This window comes from Streptomyces chengmaiensis (assembly GCF_029846775.1).
Taxonomy (GTDB): Bacteria; Actinomycetota; Actinomycetes; order Streptomycetales; family Streptomycetaceae; genus Streptomyces; species Streptomyces chengmaiensis.
The window spans coordinates 17,502-33,865 of sequence record NZ_JARWBG010000005.1 but is presented as its reverse complement, the minus strand read 5'-3'; the positions used below and the strand labels follow the sequence as shown (position 1 = coordinate 33,865).

The 16,364-nt window shown below is 69.2% G+C and carries 12 protein-coding genes and 1 pseudogene; 5 read left to right on the top strand and 8 right to left on the bottom strand.

Features of this window, described 5'->3' with window-relative positions; all coding sequences use genetic code 11:
• The first annotated feature begins 17 nt into the window (after positions 1–17).
• A complete protein-coding gene (locus tag QCN29_RS06415) occupies positions 18–620 on the top strand; it encodes a hypothetical protein (RefSeq protein WP_279926743.1) in 603 nt (200 codons plus the stop codon).
• 564 nt (positions 621–1,184) lie between these two features.
• Here QCN29_RS06415 and QCN29_RS06410 read toward each other — a convergent pair.
• From QCN29_RS06410 to QCN29_RS06385, 5 genes and pseudogenes are all read right to left on the bottom strand, one after another.
• Positions 1,185–1,568, bottom strand: a complete 384-nt coding sequence (locus tag QCN29_RS06410; protein ID WP_240140063.1) for a hypothetical protein — start codon at positions 1,566–1,568, stop codon at positions 1,185–1,187.
• Between the two features lie 762 nt (positions 1,569–2,330).
• Positions 2,331–4,262, bottom strand: coding sequence for an NHL repeat-containing protein (locus tag QCN29_RS06400; RefSeq protein WP_279926742.1), 1,932 nt, complete (start codon positions 4,260–4,262; stop codon positions 2,331–2,333).
• A 192-nt stretch (positions 4,263–4,454) separates the two neighbouring features.
• Positions 4,455–4,934, bottom strand: a complete 480-nt coding sequence (locus tag QCN29_RS06395) for a hypothetical protein (RefSeq protein ID WP_279926741.1) — start codon at positions 4,932–4,934, stop codon at positions 4,455–4,457.
• 703 nt (positions 4,935–5,637) lie between these two features.
• Positions 5,638–5,829 (bottom strand): annotated as a pseudogene (locus tag QCN29_RS06390) (ISAs1 family transposase); the annotation flags it as partial.
• A gap of 335 nt (positions 5,830–6,164) precedes the next feature.
• Positions 6,165–7,037, bottom strand: a complete 873-nt coding sequence (locus tag QCN29_RS06385) for an aldo/keto reductase family oxidoreductase (protein WP_279926740.1) — start codon at positions 7,035–7,037, stop codon at positions 6,165–6,167.
• A gap of 140 nt (positions 7,038–7,177) precedes the next feature.
• Between QCN29_RS06385 and QCN29_RS06380 the strand changes: the two genes are divergently transcribed.
• The 4 genes from QCN29_RS06380 to QCN29_RS06365 all read left to right on the top strand — a co-directional run bounded on the left by QCN29_RS06380 (position 7,178) and on the right by QCN29_RS06365 (position 12,491).
• Positions 7,178–7,615 carry a winged helix-turn-helix transcriptional regulator gene (locus QCN29_RS06380; protein ID WP_398859141.1) on the top strand — a complete coding sequence of 146 codons (438 nt, stop codon included), beginning with the start codon at positions 7,178–7,180 and terminating at the stop codon, positions 7,613–7,615.
• A gap of 543 nt (positions 7,616–8,158) precedes the next feature.
• Positions 8,159–8,362: a hypothetical protein gene (locus QCN29_RS06375; protein ID WP_279926738.1), complete on the top strand. Its 204-nt coding sequence runs from the start codon at positions 8,159–8,161 to the stop codon at positions 8,360–8,362.
• A 549-nt stretch (positions 8,363–8,911) separates the two neighbouring features.
• Positions 8,912–10,489 carry a hypothetical protein gene (locus QCN29_RS06370; RefSeq protein ID WP_279926737.1) on the top strand — a complete coding sequence of 526 codons (1,578 nt, stop codon included), beginning with the start codon at positions 8,912–8,914 and terminating at the stop codon, positions 10,487–10,489.
• A 625-nt stretch (positions 10,490–11,114) separates the two neighbouring features.
• Positions 11,115–12,491, top strand: coding sequence for a cryptochrome/photolyase family protein (locus QCN29_RS06365; RefSeq protein ID WP_279926736.1), 1,377 nt, complete (start codon positions 11,115–11,117; stop codon positions 12,489–12,491).
• Positions 12,492–12,716: 225 nt separating this feature from the next.
• Here the strand turns inward: QCN29_RS06365 and QCN29_RS06360 are convergent, their stop codons facing one another.
• Genes QCN29_RS06360 through QCN29_RS06350 form a run of 3 tightly spaced genes read right to left on the bottom strand, consistent with a single transcriptional unit; the run spans position 12,717 to position 16,256 of the window.
• Positions 12,717–14,291: an NAD(P)/FAD-dependent oxidoreductase gene (locus tag QCN29_RS06360; protein WP_279926735.1), complete on the bottom strand. Its 1,575-nt coding sequence runs from the start codon at positions 14,289–14,291 to the stop codon at positions 12,717–12,719.
• Positions 14,288–15,028 (bottom strand): methyltransferase domain-containing protein, encoded by a 741-nt coding sequence (locus QCN29_RS06355; protein WP_279926734.1) that lies wholly within the window; start codon positions 15,026–15,028, stop codon positions 14,288–14,290. Before QCN29_RS06355 ends, QCN29_RS06360 begins: the two co-directional genes overlap by 4 nt.
• Positions 15,012–16,256, bottom strand: a complete 1,245-nt coding sequence (locus QCN29_RS06350; RefSeq protein WP_279926733.1) for a lycopene cyclase family protein — start codon at positions 16,254–16,256, stop codon at positions 15,012–15,014. Before QCN29_RS06350 ends, QCN29_RS06355 begins: the two co-directional genes overlap by 17 nt.
• Positions 16,257–16,364: the final 108 nt, after the last annotated feature.

Here is a 16,364-nt window from a genome sequence, read left to right as displayed (position 1 = left end):
CTGCCTAGACTCCGACCATGGAACAGGCAACGTATTGGTGGGGACTCGCGGGCGTCGTCCTCGGAGGCCTGCTGACCCAGGTGTCCAACTGGGTCGACCACCAGCGCCAGCGCGGAGAGCGGCGGGAAGACCTTTTCCGAACCAAGCTCGAACGGCGTGAAGCGTTTGAGCTGGAGCATCTTGTAGAGGTCAACCAGCTCCTGCGGGACCTGCGCCATCACGGAGACCAACTCATCTCCGCCAAGCAGCCCGATCCCCGCTATTCGAAACCACCCGATGACCACGCCGAGCGATGCCGGACCGCCATCAGGGAGGCTGATGCCGCCCTTGATGCACAGATCGGATTCATCCTCGACGACAAGGTGCGGGAGCTGGTCAAGGTGGCTGCTGAACGCATCACCGACCGGGCCTGGACTGTGTGCCAGGACGCGCCTGCGACGTTCGAGGAAGGCATGCAGAGGGGCACACTCGGCATCGGTGTCTATACAGCGCTCACAGAGACGAGCGAGGCAGCGGAAGCCGCGTACGAAGCCATCTCCGAACGCGTGCGTGAGCTGTACGCCGGCTTCAGGGAACCTCGCAGGCGAGGTGGCCGTTCGGCTTCTGATCACGCACCCTGATACGCCAGCTACGGCGTCGACTCGGTTGCCCGACATTTCGCCGAACGCGACCCCGCTGGACGTGGAACTCCTCGTTTGCGGCTGGTGACGATCCTGCTGGCTTATTCCGTGTCTGGTCGGGCCGGCCTGCCGAACGCGGACAACCGGCCCGACCGTCGACCGGGAACGCCAGGAGGGCCGCCGCTGCCCTGACCGATGAACGCCCGCGCGGAATAAGCCAGCAGGATCGATGACAGCGTTCTTACTGGCACCCCCTCACCCCCGCCCCGTACCGGTTCCAGTAGGTCTCGACGTCCTGGCTCATGGCGCGGTGGTTCCCATCTGGCAGCGGCGCGACGTCCCGTCGGGGATGAGGCGAGACGGTAGTGGCCACAGTGGACAGATCGCTGCCGGACGACCGGAGTTTGAGCCATACGGGAGAGGCCGACCCCGCGATGCGGGGCCGGCCTGCGGTGGTGCTCGGCCCTACGAACGTTCGTAGGTTCCCGGACCAGTGGCAGTTGGGATCACCCGAACAGGAACCTTGCTCGACTGATCAAGTCTGCCGAGCGGCAAGCGGCCTCCTCAGAAGCGGTGGTGGATCTCGTTGGTCCGTGCGCAAGACCCGGTGGGGAGAAGCGGTGTGATGCAGATCCGGGCGTACACCTCGTCGGTGGGCCGCAGCCAGCCGTCCTCGTCGAGGATGTCGTCGGCGAGGGTGACGGTCCGGCTCCTGACGACTGTCCCGTCCGTCTCCACGGAGAACAGCGCGTCAGCGAACCGGTAGAGGTGGTCATCGGGATCAGGGTCGTCCGCGCCCCACAGGTCGATGACCTCGCGATAGCGAAGTCCTTTCATGTTGCGCTCCACCGCATTGAAGAGAGCCGTGTAGGAAACGCGGACGGTGGCTGTGCGATTCTTGTGATTGTGTTCGAGCAGCTCAAGGCGTGCATTGCGTATGCTGGCCATCAGCACGGCCTCCCTGTGCGAGGCGGAGAGAATCTGATTTCAGGTTAGTAACCGTGTGGCCACGCGGGGAGCTGACATTGTGGCGTGACCAGCTCATTCCTGAGCGAGGCTCTCACTGGCGAACTTCCTCATCCGGCCAATGACTCTCCGCACAACAATCCGCCCTGTGCTGAGTGTTTCATCACCAGTACAGCGAACGGTTCAGATCCAGTATCAGCCGGAGCACCAGGATCAGGCCGAGGCAGTCGACCGCCAGGTGCCGCTTATAGCCGCTCACCCAGGGCCCCGGCGAGTGCCTGGATCGTCCCGTTCCGGGGTGTTGACCTCGGTGGTGGGCCCGGGAAGCAGGTGAACACGGCACCTGTGGTTCATGGGGTTCTCTACGCTTCAAGATGCGCGAAGGTGCCGTGTTTGTTCCTCCATCATCCCCTGTCGCTGCCCCCGCTTGCGCAGTGCCCCGGCCGGAAGCCCTTGGTGAGGGGGCCGCCGAGGATCAAGTCCGGCGAGAAGACTCTGCGCGGCGTCCTGGGACGCCTGGATCCCGGTGAGATCTGTGCGGCGGCCTACGACTGCCTTCGGCCCTTGCTGTCCGCACAGCCCCGCCGGCCGGAGCCGGTCATGCCCGACGGTGGCACCGAGCGTGAACAGCGCGACCCACCGGGCAGCCGCCCGCGCTGATCCTCGCCGGCTACGTCAACACCGCCGCCGCACGCCGAGCCCACAAGGAAGCCATGCCCGCCCACCCGCGAAAGACGACCTACGCTACGACGTTTCCGGAGCCTCGGGCAGCACGTCGGGGGTCTCCCACAGCTGGCCGGACATATTGCTGACGTAGATCTTGCCGGTGCGGCTGTGCAGCCCGACGCCGCAAGCATCGCCAAGCCCGGTGGCGACCACGCGCTGCAGGCCCTTGGTCTTCTCATTCAGGTCGACCTCGTGCAGGCAATCGCCCGAATGGTCGGAGACGTATGCGCGGCCCTTGCCGTCCAGCGCGACGCGGGTGCTTGCGGAGAAGGTGGCGACTTCGCTCTTGGTGGCGCCGGAAGGGGGATTGAGGTCGACCTCGTACAGAGGGCCGCTGCCGTACCGGCCGACGTACGCCCTCCTGCCGTCCCTGTCCAGCGCTACTCCGGAGGCATACGCCATGCCCCCGATGACCGGCTTCGTCCTCGCCTCTCCGCTCTCCAGTTCGTCCTTCAGATTGACCGCGATCAACTGCCCGTTGCCGTAGTCGGTGACATAGGCCCTGTCCGACCCGTCCAGCGCGAGGCCGTATGCGTAGGGGACCTTGGCGACCTCGACGACTTCGACGGCCTTGGAGTCATCGAACAGGTTCTTCACCTTGCACAGGCGGCCACCTGAGTAGTCGGTGACGTACGCGACCTTCTTCGACAGGTCCAGCGCCACATCCACGATGTCGCCCAGGCCGCTCGCGACCTCACGCCAGTCACCGGAGCGGAGATCCGAGGTGAGATCCACCTCGTACAGCCTGCCGTTCCGGTCGGCGACGTACGCCTTGTTGTTCGGCTCGTCCAGCGCGAGGCCGTACGACCTGCCCAGCCCGGTGGCGCGCACCGAGGGAGCCTTTTTCGGGCGCTCCTGCTCCTTGCCCTTGCCCTTGTGAAGGGGGTGCTTCTCCACATCGAAATTGAGTTTTTCAAGCTCGAAGATCTCGTGCACCCCGGCAAGGGTGGAAACGACCTCAGCCTCCCCTTTTTGCAGGAACGGCTTGCCTTCATCGGTCAAGTCGAAAGCCTCCGCGGCCGTGCCGGTCTCGCCGAGTTTCCATGCAAGCACCCTGGAATACTTCGGCTCCTTGGCCTGTGGGCCGCTCGGGCGGGTCTCTTTGACCTCCACCGGCTCGGGGTAATACAGAGCGACCCACCCACCGAAGGAGATGGGGTATTCGTAGTCAAACCTCCGCACCTGACGTCGCTGCGTGGCCAGGACGTCCACGCGGCTGCCGACTTTGCCGCTCAGCGTGGACGAAGTCTTGAACGAAGTGGTCAGCGAACCACTGACAGAACCCGTGATCCCGAGCATCAGCTGTGCCGACAATTCGCCAGTACCCGTGGCGGTGCTCGTGGCCGTTGACGTGCTCGTCGTCTGCGACTGAGACTCCGTGTCAACGCCTTGATTGTCTTTGCTGTTCTTCAGGGTGGTCTTCTGAGATTGATTCAAAGCCATGCTCTTCTGCAGTTGCTGCTGCAGTGACGCAGTGACTTTTGCCCCGAACGTGAGCTGCACCTGTCCCTGGAGCGACCAGCTGATCGTGTTCGAGATCGAGAACTCGACCGTGTGCGACCAGTCGGTGGGGATGGGGTCGGTCCGATTGACGTACGTCTGCTTGGCAATCACGTCGGGAGGGGGCTGCGCAATGTCGCCTCGCTCTTCGACCAGCGGCACACCCACCGTCATGAAGGCGATCCACCCGAGGTCGTGCGCAGTGTCCTCCTCGGGAAAGTCGAATCGCCCCTTGTTTACAGAAAATCCGGTAGGGGAGACATACCGGTCGCTCCCATCCTTCGCCTTCTTCTCGGCCTTCCGCTTCAGCTTTTCCTTGTCCCGCTCCAGGATGGCAGCGGCCTTTCCGGCGATGCCGAGTTCCTCCAGGTTTCGCTTTGTCAGTGGGTGGCGCACAAATCGTTCGCCGAGATGAGTCGTACTCACATTGTTCTTGGTGGGTCCGCCCATGGCCTTCAGCCTCCTTGCATACCAGAACTGAACGATTTGTCAGGGATTACTTGTGAGCTGCTGACTCACGCCCCAGTGAGGAGTCGTCAGGCTTCCGAGCGGGGCCGTTGCCGCTGCTCAAGGGCGGCGGACTCATAAAGCTGAGGCCTTCGATCAGCCCTGGCGCCCCTCGAGTCGGCTCCGAGCTCAACCTCACCCCTTGGTTGACCCGTCGTCGGTCCTTTTAATGTCTTTGGCTGATTGGCGGTTGTCCTTCCTCGATTCCTCCAGCTGCTCGGCGCTGATCTTTGGACGGTCTTCCTCCCTGATCTTCGGCTGGTCTTCTTCCTTGATCTCCACTTTCACCTTCTTGAACGCCTCATCCTTGGCCGAAGACGCCATACCGGATGTGGACTCGGGGTTCTCACTGGCTTCTTTCTGCCTCGCCGCTGCCGTCTGGGTGTTCTTGAACAGGGGGGTGATGAAGTTTTCCATGATGCTGAGCGCCTCAGGCGACGTGTCGCGCACAATCTTCGGGTCGCGCACAGCATCAGGAATGCCGTCGTAGAGCTCGGGATCGACCCCTTCCCTTTCGGGCCGAGCCCCGGGAATCTTTTCATGGACCTTCCGAGCGGACTCTTCGGCGGACTTGGCTTCACTTCCGCCACTGTCGAAGATGTTCTCAAAAGTCACGGGACTTCCCTCCGGATTCTCTCGATGGACACGAAATCAGCCCTTGCAAAGAGGCCGTTTCTCCTCGCCGGGATGCAGGGATGCAGGGATGCAGGGATGCAGGGATGCGGGGATGCGGGGATGCCGGCATCGAAACCTTAGTATTGAAGGGTCAAGGCCTCGCGCACCCCGACGGGGGCACCTGACAAATGGGCCCACAAAGACAGTGACGCATTTCGCCGACGCAGGCTGTGCACGCGTCGCTCTTGCCGTCCGTACCTTTCTGCCGCCTTGCGTCATTCTCCGCGTGCACCAGGGGCTTCGTGCTGCTGCCTACCCCCTCGTTGATCAACCTATGCGGCGCGGCCCTGCGACTTCTCGCCCATCACCTGGCCCCAGGCCGACTGCGACGTTCTTATCCGGCCCCCATCACGGCTGGAACTGCCCCCCGCAGTTGTTTTCCCATCGAACGATACTCTGAAATGCCCCGCCTGCGACCTGCAACGACCAGCTCGGAGGGGCCGCTTCACGACGTCATCGAACTGCAGATTGCGTTGATTCCTGGCCACCCCAATGTCCCCCGATACAGGGCCGAAACTGATCGGTCTTCTGCCTTTTGACCGGGGGTGAGCCTCGAAAGCAGGGGCAGGCATCGTCTGTGTGTCCGAGTCGTCGGCGACCGTCAGGTCAGGGACCCGGCGAATTCCAGGATCGTCGGGTTTGATCATGTGATGCCGTAGAGGGTGAGGACGCGGGGGCGCTCGGTGTGGGCTCCGCGTCCGGCGGCGGTGTTGACGTAGCCGGCGAGCTTGAGCGTGCTGCGGATCAGGTCGCGGAGGGTAGCGAGTACGGCGGGCGTGTTGTGGGTCCTGACCTGGGATCTGTCCTCGTTGAAGGTGACATCGCGGCACCAAGAGCAGGCCGTCGACACCGAGCTCGTCAAGGCGGCAGAAGGTATTTATGTCAGCGCGGGCGAAGCCCGCCTCAGGGGTGGGCGTCGTGCAACGTCGAGGTCTTCCGGATGGGCTTGGTGGAGGAACCCCCGTCCTCGGGAGACCTCAACGCCTACCCCGGCCACCGCCGGTGAGCCGCCATCGCCGGTGGATACAAGATCCTGACGGGTGATGGTCTGAGATCCACCAGGCGAGGGCGAATCGTCCTGCTTCGGCCCCGGTCACGGGAAGGTGACCGGGGCCGAAATTTGAACGGTGGCTTCGATCGTGGCCTGTGGGCCGTTCAGATAGGCAGCATTCAGCGGCTGATGCCGTCCAGTTCGGTCAAGTCCTCATGAGAGAGGAAGAGTTTTGCGCCGGCGATGTTCTCGCGCAGGTGTGCGGTCGATGAGGTGCCGGGGATGAGCAGGATGTTCGGTGATCGCTGCAGCAGCCAGGCCAGTGCGACGGACATCGGTGTCGCCTCCAGTCGTGCGGCGACCGCCGAGAGCGCCGAGGACTGAAGCGGGGTAAAGCCCCCGAGGGGGAAGAAGGGCACATAGGCGACGCTTTCGGTGGCGAGCCGGTCGATGAGCTTGTCGTCGTGGCGGTGGGCGAGGTTGTACATGTTCTGCACGCACACGATCGGCGCGATGCTCTGTGCCTCGGTGACCTGCTCCTCGGTGGCGTTGCTGACCCCGAGATGGCGGATCAGGCCCTGCTGCTGGAGTTCCGCGAGCGTCTCGAACGCCTCGGCGAGCGAGCCGGGCTGGGGGCCCTCGGCGTTGCCAAGCCGGAGGTTGACCAGGTCGAGTACGTCGAGCCGGAGAGACGTGAGGTTGTCGTGGACCTGGCGGCGCAGATCTTCGGGTCGCCGGGCCGTGGGCCAGCCGCCCTGTGCGTCGCGGGTCGCGCCCACCTTGGTCACGATGTGCAGCGACTCGGGATAGGGGTGCAGTGCCTCGCGGATCAACTCGTTGGTGACCCGCGGCCCGTAGGCGTCGCTGGTGTCGATGTGGGTGATGCCGTAGTCGACCGCTTCACGCAGAACGGCCAGCGCACCATCGCGATCGGCCGGCGGCCCCATCACCCACGGGCCGGCCAGTTGCATGGCGCCGTAGCCGAACCGGGTGACGGTGAGGTCACCCAGAGTCCAGGTGCCGCCGGGAAGGGAGAGGGAGGGTGTGCTCATCGTGTTGCCTTTCGTCGTGCACTTGGGGGTGGCGCCTGCTGCCTCCCTGCATCAGGATTGGAGAGAAACTTCCTGTCGGGAAGTAGGCACTTTGGAGTGCGTAACCCACCCATCGGTGAGAGGTGCGATCAGTGACGACGATGAAGGCGGCCCAGAAGAGGGCTCAGGCCAAGGTGGAGTACAACGCGTTCCTTGCAGGGTGCCCCAGCCGGCAGCTGCTCGACCGAATCTCGGACAAGTGGGTCGTCCTGATCCTGTGTGCGCTGGGCGGCGACGACAGCCCTGGCCAGCCCGGTGCAGCACACGCAGACGCTCCGAAGGCGATGCGTTACTCCGAGATCTCTCGTCTTCTGGCCGGGGTCAGCCAGAAGATGCTGACCCAGACGCTACGGTCGCTGGAGCACGATGGTCTGCTCACCCGCACGGTGACGCCAACCGTCCCCGTCACCGTCTCCTACGAGCTGACCGACCTCGGCCGCTCGCTCCACCACATGACGCGCGGGCTCAGGAACTGGGCGCAGACGCACATGGCCGAGGTCCTCGCAAACCGCGAGAACTACGACGCTCGCACCTCCTGACGACGCACATCCAACTATCCAACAGCTCTGCATTCTCGGCGCTACACCCTCAACTGCGAAGAGCCGGCAATAGCCCTCCGATCGGGCGTCCGATCACCGCAGGATCACCCGAACAGGAACCTTGTTCGAATGCTCAAGCCTGCTGAACGGACTGTTCGCGGCCTGGCTGTCAGAGTAGAGGGCTACGTTCCCCGGCCATGACCGATACATCCCAACAGGGGACGATGCGCGACGCCTCCGTTCCTGCTCCAAGGGGGACCGCTGGCGCTGCCGCTGGCCCAGCAGGTCGTCGCAGTCTGAGTTCGTCAGGCGCACATGCCAGTTCGTGGTGACATGCAGGGGCTGCCGATCGGTGGGCAAAGCGGAGGGGCCGCCGGGCGAGGACCACCTCCCCTGTGCGGGGGAGACGCCGTTGCGACCTTCGGACGATCTCCGGACACCGGGTGGGGGCGACGATAGAGGCAGCGGCCCGCCCCGCCGGCGCTCCACGGGGAAGCACCGGCGGGGCGGTATGCCATCACACGTCCAGAACGGAGCCTCATCTTGTTGAAGTGGACCCTGCGCGCTGCCGCCGTCCTCGCCGTCGTCGCCGCAATCGCTGCCCCAGTCGTCGCGCCCGCACCCGAAGCCGCGGTCGCCACACCCGCTGTCTCCGTCGTCGCGCCGGCATCTGGCCCCGACGTCCCGGGAGACAAGCTCACCTCCGCCGTCAACGGGAAGGCGAGGTTCGATTACCTCGTCGCCTAGGTTCCAGAGCCTCTCGCTGGTCCAGGTGGAGGGCCCCGAGCGCAGCGGAGGAGGGATGACTCGGAGGAGCGGGGCGACCGCACTTCGGTCGCTAGCCCCCGCTCGACGAACTCGGGGTGGGCCAGCAGGTTGATCACGCCGTGCAGAATATCGAGGCGGAGTTATGCCGGGGCGCGGTGTACGGCGCTGGCGGTGAGTTGTTCGTCTGGTTCGCAACGCTCCGACCGGGCAGGCCTGTTCGGCGTAGGTGCGCTCAGGGGGCCGAGTCGTGCCGCCGGGGACGTGTTGATCGTAGATGTGATTCAGGTCACCGGCGTTTGGTGGGGGAAGTGGCGTGCCGGGTTCTGTAAGCCTGGCATGCTCATGTGTGGCTACTGAGGGGTAATCGCCGTCTGCGTCCCGCTTCCTGCGTCGTGGATGTCCGGTTCGCGTGGTGCCGATGCGCCCGCGATGCGGCGTCGCCATGACCCGCCCGGTCTCGCGCGCGCCGTCCCTTCCACGCCACCTCCTGAAGCGCACCCCCCATATCATCGCTCCCGAGGATCACGCGTGCACAAGTTCAAACGACATGCCTTAATTTCGGCACTGTCGGCGGTCACCGCCGCCACCCTGCTGACGACCGGCTGTTCCGCCGGTTCCCAGTCCACAGCCGCCGACAAGGCGGCGCCCACCGCGGCGGCCGAGCCCGCCGAGCCTGCCGAGGCCGGGGCGGCCGAGGAGCAACTCGCCGTCGTGTCGGCCGCGACCGACGGCCCGACCCCCACCGCCGTGGCCGATGCGGACGCGGACACCGCGGGTCAGGTCAAGGCCAGGAAGTCCGCGCTCAAGGTCGCCTCGTACGACAAGGAGAGCGGCCGGGCGGTGATTTCGGCCCCGTCGGGCACGTCCGGGTCCGGGTCCGACCCGTCGTCGGCCCCATCGGAGACGACGCCCGCGGCTCCGGACGCCGAGACCCCTGACGCCGACAAGACCCCTGACGCCGACGAGACCCCGGCCTCGGGCCCGACGTCGGACCCGGAGCGGACTCCGGAGCCGGGCGGGGCGGAGCCGGAGGCGGCCGTGGCCGTCGGCGACGTCATCGCCAGTGCCCCCGCCCCCGGGGCCCCCGACGGTCTGCTCGCCGAGGTCACGAAGATCGTCGGTACCGCGGCGGACGGCGACGGCATGACGGTCGAGACGGAACCCGCCGAACTCACCTCCGTGCTGGGCGAGTCCACGGCCGACGGCACCGTCCCCGTCGACCCGTCCACCATGGAGGTCGACCCTCTCGTCGAGGGCGTGAAGGTCTCCTGGGCGAAGACCGGCGACCTCACCTTCGGCCCCGAGGGCGCGAAGCTCCCGCTCGGCAGCCTGCGCCTCGACGTCGGCGCCGCCGTGGAGACCGCCGAGGGAGCCCCGGCATCGGCCGCCGCGTCGGTCGAGGGCTTCGTACAACTCGCCCCGGAAGTCTCCTTCTCGTACAGCGGCTCCGGTTCGGGCACCGGCTCCTCGCCCGGCGGCGCGTTCCTGGGCCTGTCCGGCGACTGGGCGTCCCAGTGGTCGTTGAAGGGCCGCGCGGCAGGCTCGACAGACGGCCGGCCGATCCGAATCCCCTTTGCCGAGCTCCACGCCGACCCCGTCATCCAGGTCGGCCCGGTCCCGATCGTCGTCAACCTCGACCTTGTCTGCTACTTCCAGGTGGACGCCGACGGCCGGGTGACCGTCGACGTCGAACAGGACCTCCAGGGCGACTTCAAGGTCGGCGGCAACTTCACCTGGTCCAAGGGCTGGACCGGCGTGAGTGAGTCCGACATGACGGGCGAGCCCCTGAAGACGGCCGTCACCGCGGTCGGCGAGGTCAAGGCGGCCATGGGCGCCGAGGCCACCGTCGGTCTCTACGGCACGGTGGGCGTCACCGCCGACCTGGCCCCGTATCTGCGGACGGAGGCCGCGGCGTCGGCCGAGGGCTCGGCGGACGGCACGGGCTCGGCGTCGGGCTCGTGGGCCCTCTACGGCGGCGTCGACCTGACCGGCACCCTGAACGTCCAGCTCTCCATCTTCGGCACGCCCCTCTTCCAGAAGAGGATTCCGCTGGGGGCACTGCACGAGGAGTGGCTGCTGACGAAGGGCGGGGCGGCCACGTCGTAACGGTCATGGCCGCGTCGTAGCTCTTGCCGTTGTGTCCTGATCCTTCCGGCTGTGCCGTGATCCTCACGGCGGTGCTGCGGCTCCTGCGGCCGACGCGGGCTGTGCCATCGGTTCCCCGGCGCAGCCCGCGTCCGCGAGTACCGGACGGCCGGCCGTGCAGCGGGCGACGCGAGCCGTACGGGACAGGTCGTCGCCCCGGGAGTACACCTGCCGGCCACGGGCGGGACCGGACACGGCGACCACCCCGTCGCCGACCTCTCCCGCAGGCCCGCCGGGCTGAATCGGCCCTCGCGGCCCGGGTCGGCCACCGGCGTCACCCGACCGGCGCACTTCGGGCGCACGTCGGGCGCATCCGGACGGGCCGCCGCACGGTAGAAGTGCGGAGGCACACACCATGGGCTCCGGAGGACGAAGGGGCGGCTCGGGCGGACCATGCGCGACGAATCGACTGCGGAGACGACGGCCGCCGACGGGCCCTTCGGTGTTCCGGGGTACGTCGGCGTTGCGGGGCCCCTCGAATTCGCCGCGTTGCGGGGCCCGGTGACGCGTACGGAGCCGTCGGAACGCCGCGAAGCAGTGCCGTCCGCACCGGTCGCCGCCATCCATCGGGGAGAAGCTGAAACCCATGCACGTCTCGGTCGTCCTGTTCACCTCCGATCTGCGTCTGCACGACCACCCGCCCCTGCGCGCGGCGCTCGACTCCGCCGACGCCGTCGTCCCGCTCTTCGTGCGCGACCGCGCCGTGGCGGAGGCCGGGTTCGCCACACCCAACCGCAGCGCCTTCCTCGCCGACTGCCTGGCCGACCTCGACGCCTCGCTGCGCGAGCGCGGCGGGCGGCTCGTGGTGCGCTCCGGCGACCTGGTGGAGGAGGTGTGCCGGGCCGTGACCGAGGCGGACGCGGACGAGGTGCACATGTCGGCCGAGCCGAGCCGGTTCGCCGCCCTGCGCGAGGAGCGGCTGCGTGCCGCCCTGGAGGCGGACGGACGCCGACTGTCCGTGCACGACGCGGTCACCGCAGCCGTCCCGCCCGGCGAGGTCACCCCTGCCGCGTCGGACCACTTCGCCGTCTTCACGCCGTACTACCGGCGGTGGGCGCAGGTCCGGCCGCGCGCCGTCGTCGCCGCCCCGCGCCGCGTACCCGTCCCCGACCGGGTGAAGGGCGAGCCGCTGCCTGCACGCGGTGAGGTCGCCGGGGTCTCGCCCGCCTTGCCGGCGGGCGGCGAGAGCGAGGGCCGCAAGCGGGTGACCGCCTACTGGCGGCGCGGTCTGGACGCCTATGACGACACCCGCGACGACCTGGCCGCCGACGCCACCTCCAGACTCTCGGCGCACCTGCACTTCGGCGTTCTGTCCCCGGTGGAACTCGTTCACCGGGCCCGCCGTCACGGCGGGCCGGGCGCAGAGGCGTTCGTACGACAGCTCGCCTGGCGGGACTTCCACCGGCAGGTCCTCGCCGCCCGCCCCGACGCCGCCCACGCCGACTACCGCACCAAGCACGACCGCTGGCGTTCGGAGCGCGCCGCGAAGGCCGACATCGAGGCATGGCGGGAGGGCCGCACCGGCTACCCGGTGATCGACGCGGCCATGCGGCAGCTGCGTCACGAGGGCTGGATGCACAATCGCGCCCGGCTGCTGACCGCCTGCTTCCTCACCAAGACGCTCTACGTCGACTGGCGGATCGGAGCCGCCCACTTCCTGTACTGGCTGGTCGACGGCGACGTGGCCAACAACCAGCTCAACTGGCAGTGGGTGGCCGGCACCGGCGCCGACACCCGGCCCAACCGGGTCCTCAACCCCGTCACCCAGTCCAAGCGATACGACCCCGACGGCGCCTACGTTCGCCGCTGGGTGCCCGAACTCGACCGCGTCGACGCCCCCGCGGTGCACGAGCCGTGGAAGCTGCCCCGAGCCGACCGCGCCGCCCTCGACTACCCCGATCCGGTGATCGGGCTGTCCGATGGGCTCTGCCGGTTCCGGCGCGCCCGCGACCTGCGGAACTGAGGAGCCGCCCGACGACCGACCGGTCAGCACCCTCATCCTCTGAAGGCCGGTCAGCATCCTTTGAAGGCCCGGTCAGGATCCTTCAACGGCCGGTCAGGATCCTTCGACGGCCGGTCAGGATCCTTCGACGGCCGGTCAGGACACCTCCCGCGGACAGCCGGTCCCGGACGCGGAAGGAAGACGGGCCGTTCGGCGCCCTGCGGCGGCGGCCCGTGTCCTTCGTCCTCACCCCGGGTGCGCCGACCGCGACGCCATCCACCGCAGCAGCGCCCCGCGGCCCCGGTCCGGCACCGTCCACAGCGGATGGCCGCGCAGGCCCCAGCGGCTCAGCAGCGCGTTGGCGGCGAGGAAGCCGCTGGCAGCCGCACGCTCCATCAGCGCCACGGGCAGACCGGTGCGCACGGTGTCGCCCGCGACGACCAGGCCCGGCGTGGGCGTGCGCACGGCCGGCCGGTCGCCGTACCCGCCCACCGGGAACAACGGACAGTCGGCGCGCCACTCGTGGCGGGCGTCCACCACCCGTGCGCCGCGTGTCTCCGGGTAGATCCGGTGCAGCTCCCCGAGCAGTTCCTTCTGCCTGACCTCCCGGTCGGCGTCACCGGGCAGCGCGTAGGCGTGCAGTTCCACCACCGATCCGCCCGTGCGGGCGGCCCAGCGGGCGGCCTCGCCCTCCCAGCGGTTCAGGACGCTCACGTTGTCCAGCGGGCCGTAGCCGCCCGTACCCAGGAATCCGGGCCGGTCGCCTCGGACGGGCCGGTCCAGCCACAGACGTGACACCAGGAACGGCGGCGCGGTGCGCAGCCGCGCCACCCGCTCGCGCCACTCCGCGTCGCCGAGCTCCTCGGACCGGGCCACGACGGCACGCAGCGCTCCCGGGTCGAGGGCCAGCACCACGGCGTCGCAGCGCTCCTCCGCGCCCCGGGAAGCGGCCACGGCGAAGCCGCCGCCGGGCAGGACCCTGACCGCCTCGACCGCGGTCGAGGTCCGCAGCTCGGTCCCGAGACGGGTCAGATGCGCGGCGAGCGGGTCCCACAGCGCCTGCGGGAACGGTTCGTCCGGCACGTCGAACAGCAGGCCCTCGGCCGAGCCGAGGAAGTAGATGTGGAACATCAGCGCCATCTCCGCCGCCGACAGCCGGCGTGGATCGGCGAAGAAACTGCGCGAGAAGACCTCGAAGGCCAGATGCCGCGCCGCCGCCGGAAAGCGGATCGCCTCCAGGAAGTCATGGGCGCTGATGCGGTCGAGCCGGTCGTACACGCCCGGCACCCGCACATCGAGCAGCGGCAGCGCGGCCCGGGCGTCCATCCGGGCCAGGTCGCGCACCCGGAAGGAGCGGCTCAGCGCGACGAAGCCCAGCGCGCTCAGCGGCGGGGTGCGCGGGACGCGGCGGAAGCTGTCGTGGCCGCCGTCCGCGTGGCGCAGGGGATAGTCGGGCAGGCCGGTGAGCCGGGACAGGGACGGGTCGGTGCGGCGCAGCAGGGCGCGCAGGTTGTAGTACTGGCGGAAGAACGCGTGGAATCCCCGGCTCATCGTCACCGTGCTGCCGTCGGCGAGCCGGGTGCGCCAGCCGGCCAGCCGACCGCCGAGCACCCGCTCCCGTTCGTACAGGGTGACCCGCACCCCGCGTTCGGCAAGCGCCGTCGCGGCGGTCAGCCCGGCGACGCCGCCGCCGACGACCGCGGCGCGCGGCGCTGTTGCGGCGTCGGCGCGGCCTGCTCCGGGCGGGGCCGACAGCGGCCGGGCCAGCCGGTCCCGGCCCGGGCGGTGTGCGGGCCGTCGGCGTCGGTTGTCGGCGGTCATCGCGGGTCCTCCTCGCTCGTCCCCGGACCCATCGGCCGGCGGGCTGCCACCGTGTGTGTGATGCCCGTCTGCCAGCCGGGCAGCGGCAGCACCCGCACCCGTTCGAACCCGGCACGCGCCACCCGCCGTCCGAGGGCGCCGGCCGTGTCAAAGCAGAGGACGCTGCGCCGCAGATGCCGGTAGAGCGGCCCGTCCCCGAGCAGTGCGGCGACCGGCAGGACGAGCCCGCCGCACACCGCGTTCCACACCGCGCGGTGCGCGGCCCGCCCGCTCAGCGCGTACTCGTGCACCGCCAGGCGGCCGTGCGGGGCGAGCAGCCGGCGGGCCGCGGCGAGCACGGCGTCCGGGTCGGTGGCGTTGCGCAGCAGATACGCGGCGAAGACCGCGTCGAACGGGCCGTCCACCCCGGCCTCCTGCAACTGCTCCACCGGCGCGTGCACGAAACGCACCGGACGCGCCCACGGCCGGGCGGCCGCCCGGCGGAGCATGCCCCCCGAGGCGTCGACCGCCGTGATGTCCGCGCCGGGCAGCACGGCGGCCAGGGCGGCCGTGGACGCTCCGGTGCCGCAGCCCAGGTCCAGCACCCGCAGCCCGGCGACCTCCGGTGGGAGGCCCAGCCGCCGGGCCGAGCGGCGCAGGTGGGCGTGGTATCCGGGGTTGGCGGCCACCAGCGTGTCGTAGCTGCGGGCGGCGTGGTCGAAGGCGTAGGCCAGCTGGGCGTCACGCAGAAGCGGCATGGTGTACGGCTCCGGTGTCAGGCGGCGGGAAGGCTCCGGCGGGAAGGTTCCGGCGCGGGGCGAAGGGGAGAGTGAGAGCGGAGGCGAGCATCGCGGCGACGGGCGCATGAGCGCCGATGGAGAGGTCTTCCGACAGGCTGGTGCGCCCGTCCAGGAACCGCAGCAGCCGCGGTGCGGGCACGCGTCCGAACAGGCGTGTGAAGAAGGCCGGGCCGTCCACCCGGCCGCTGTCGAGGGCGTGCAGCAGCACCGCGTCCATGAGGCGGGCGCGGGCGGAGTGGGGCGGCGGCGGCAGCGGATGCCGTCCGGCGTGCAGGGCGGAGGCCACGGCGCCCGCCTGCCGCTGTACGGCGCTGAAGGTGTAGCCGGTCGAGGGGCGGGTGGCGCCGGAGCAGGCCCCGATCCGGAACACGCCCGGCGCGGGTCGCCGCACGAAGCCGGCGTCCGTCATCGGGATCACCCCCTGCTCGCACGCGGTGATCTCGTATTCGGCCAGGCCGAGCACGCGTTGCGCGTAGTGCCGCAGCGCGCGGTCGTATGCGGCGGGGCCGAGGACCCGGCGGGAGAACTCCGTGTACTCCACGAGCGCTTCCCGCGGGCCGACAGGCAGCACATAGCCGAAGGACAGCCCGCGGGCGGGCTGCGGCGTGCGAAAGTCCATCAGCTCCACGGCGGACGGGTCGAAGACCGGCCGCGGAGTGCGGACGAACCAGCCGCGGAAGTGCTGCAGCAGCGTCGTACGCGCGGGTGGGAGGCGGGTGAGCGGACGGGAGTCGAACACCCAGCGGGCGCGGACGGCAACGCTGCCGCCGTCCGCGCGGCGGGCGTGCACCAGGGAGCCGCCGGGCGTCGGCGTGACCCGCTCGGCGGCCGCCTCGACCCTGGACACCCGCCCGCTTGCGGCGATCCGGCGGCCGGCCAGTTCCTCGAAGGCGTCGGAACGCAGCATCTTGTAGCGCAGGGGCGCGATGGCCGATGTCACGGCCGTGCCGTCGCGGCCGTGCACGCGCAGACGTTGCCAGGATGCGGCCAGCGCCTCGTCGTAGGGGCCGCCGGCCGGTTCCCAGAAGCACCAGGTGCGCGGTGCGGCGCGGGCGGGGCCCGGTGGCGCGGCCAACAGCACCGTGTCCAGCTCTGCCGCCCCCGAGGGCGGCCGGGCCAGCCGCAGCGCGAGTGACAGCCCCGCGGCTCCGGCTCCCACCACGGCGACATCGGCCTTCAGTTCCACGAACGCTGCTCCTTCCACGGGGCCTTCTGACGGCGGCCACGCTCGACGGCGCGGGAGCTTGGCCGGCTGCACGGTGCGTCACCGTGCAGCCGGCGTCCGCGGGTCCTG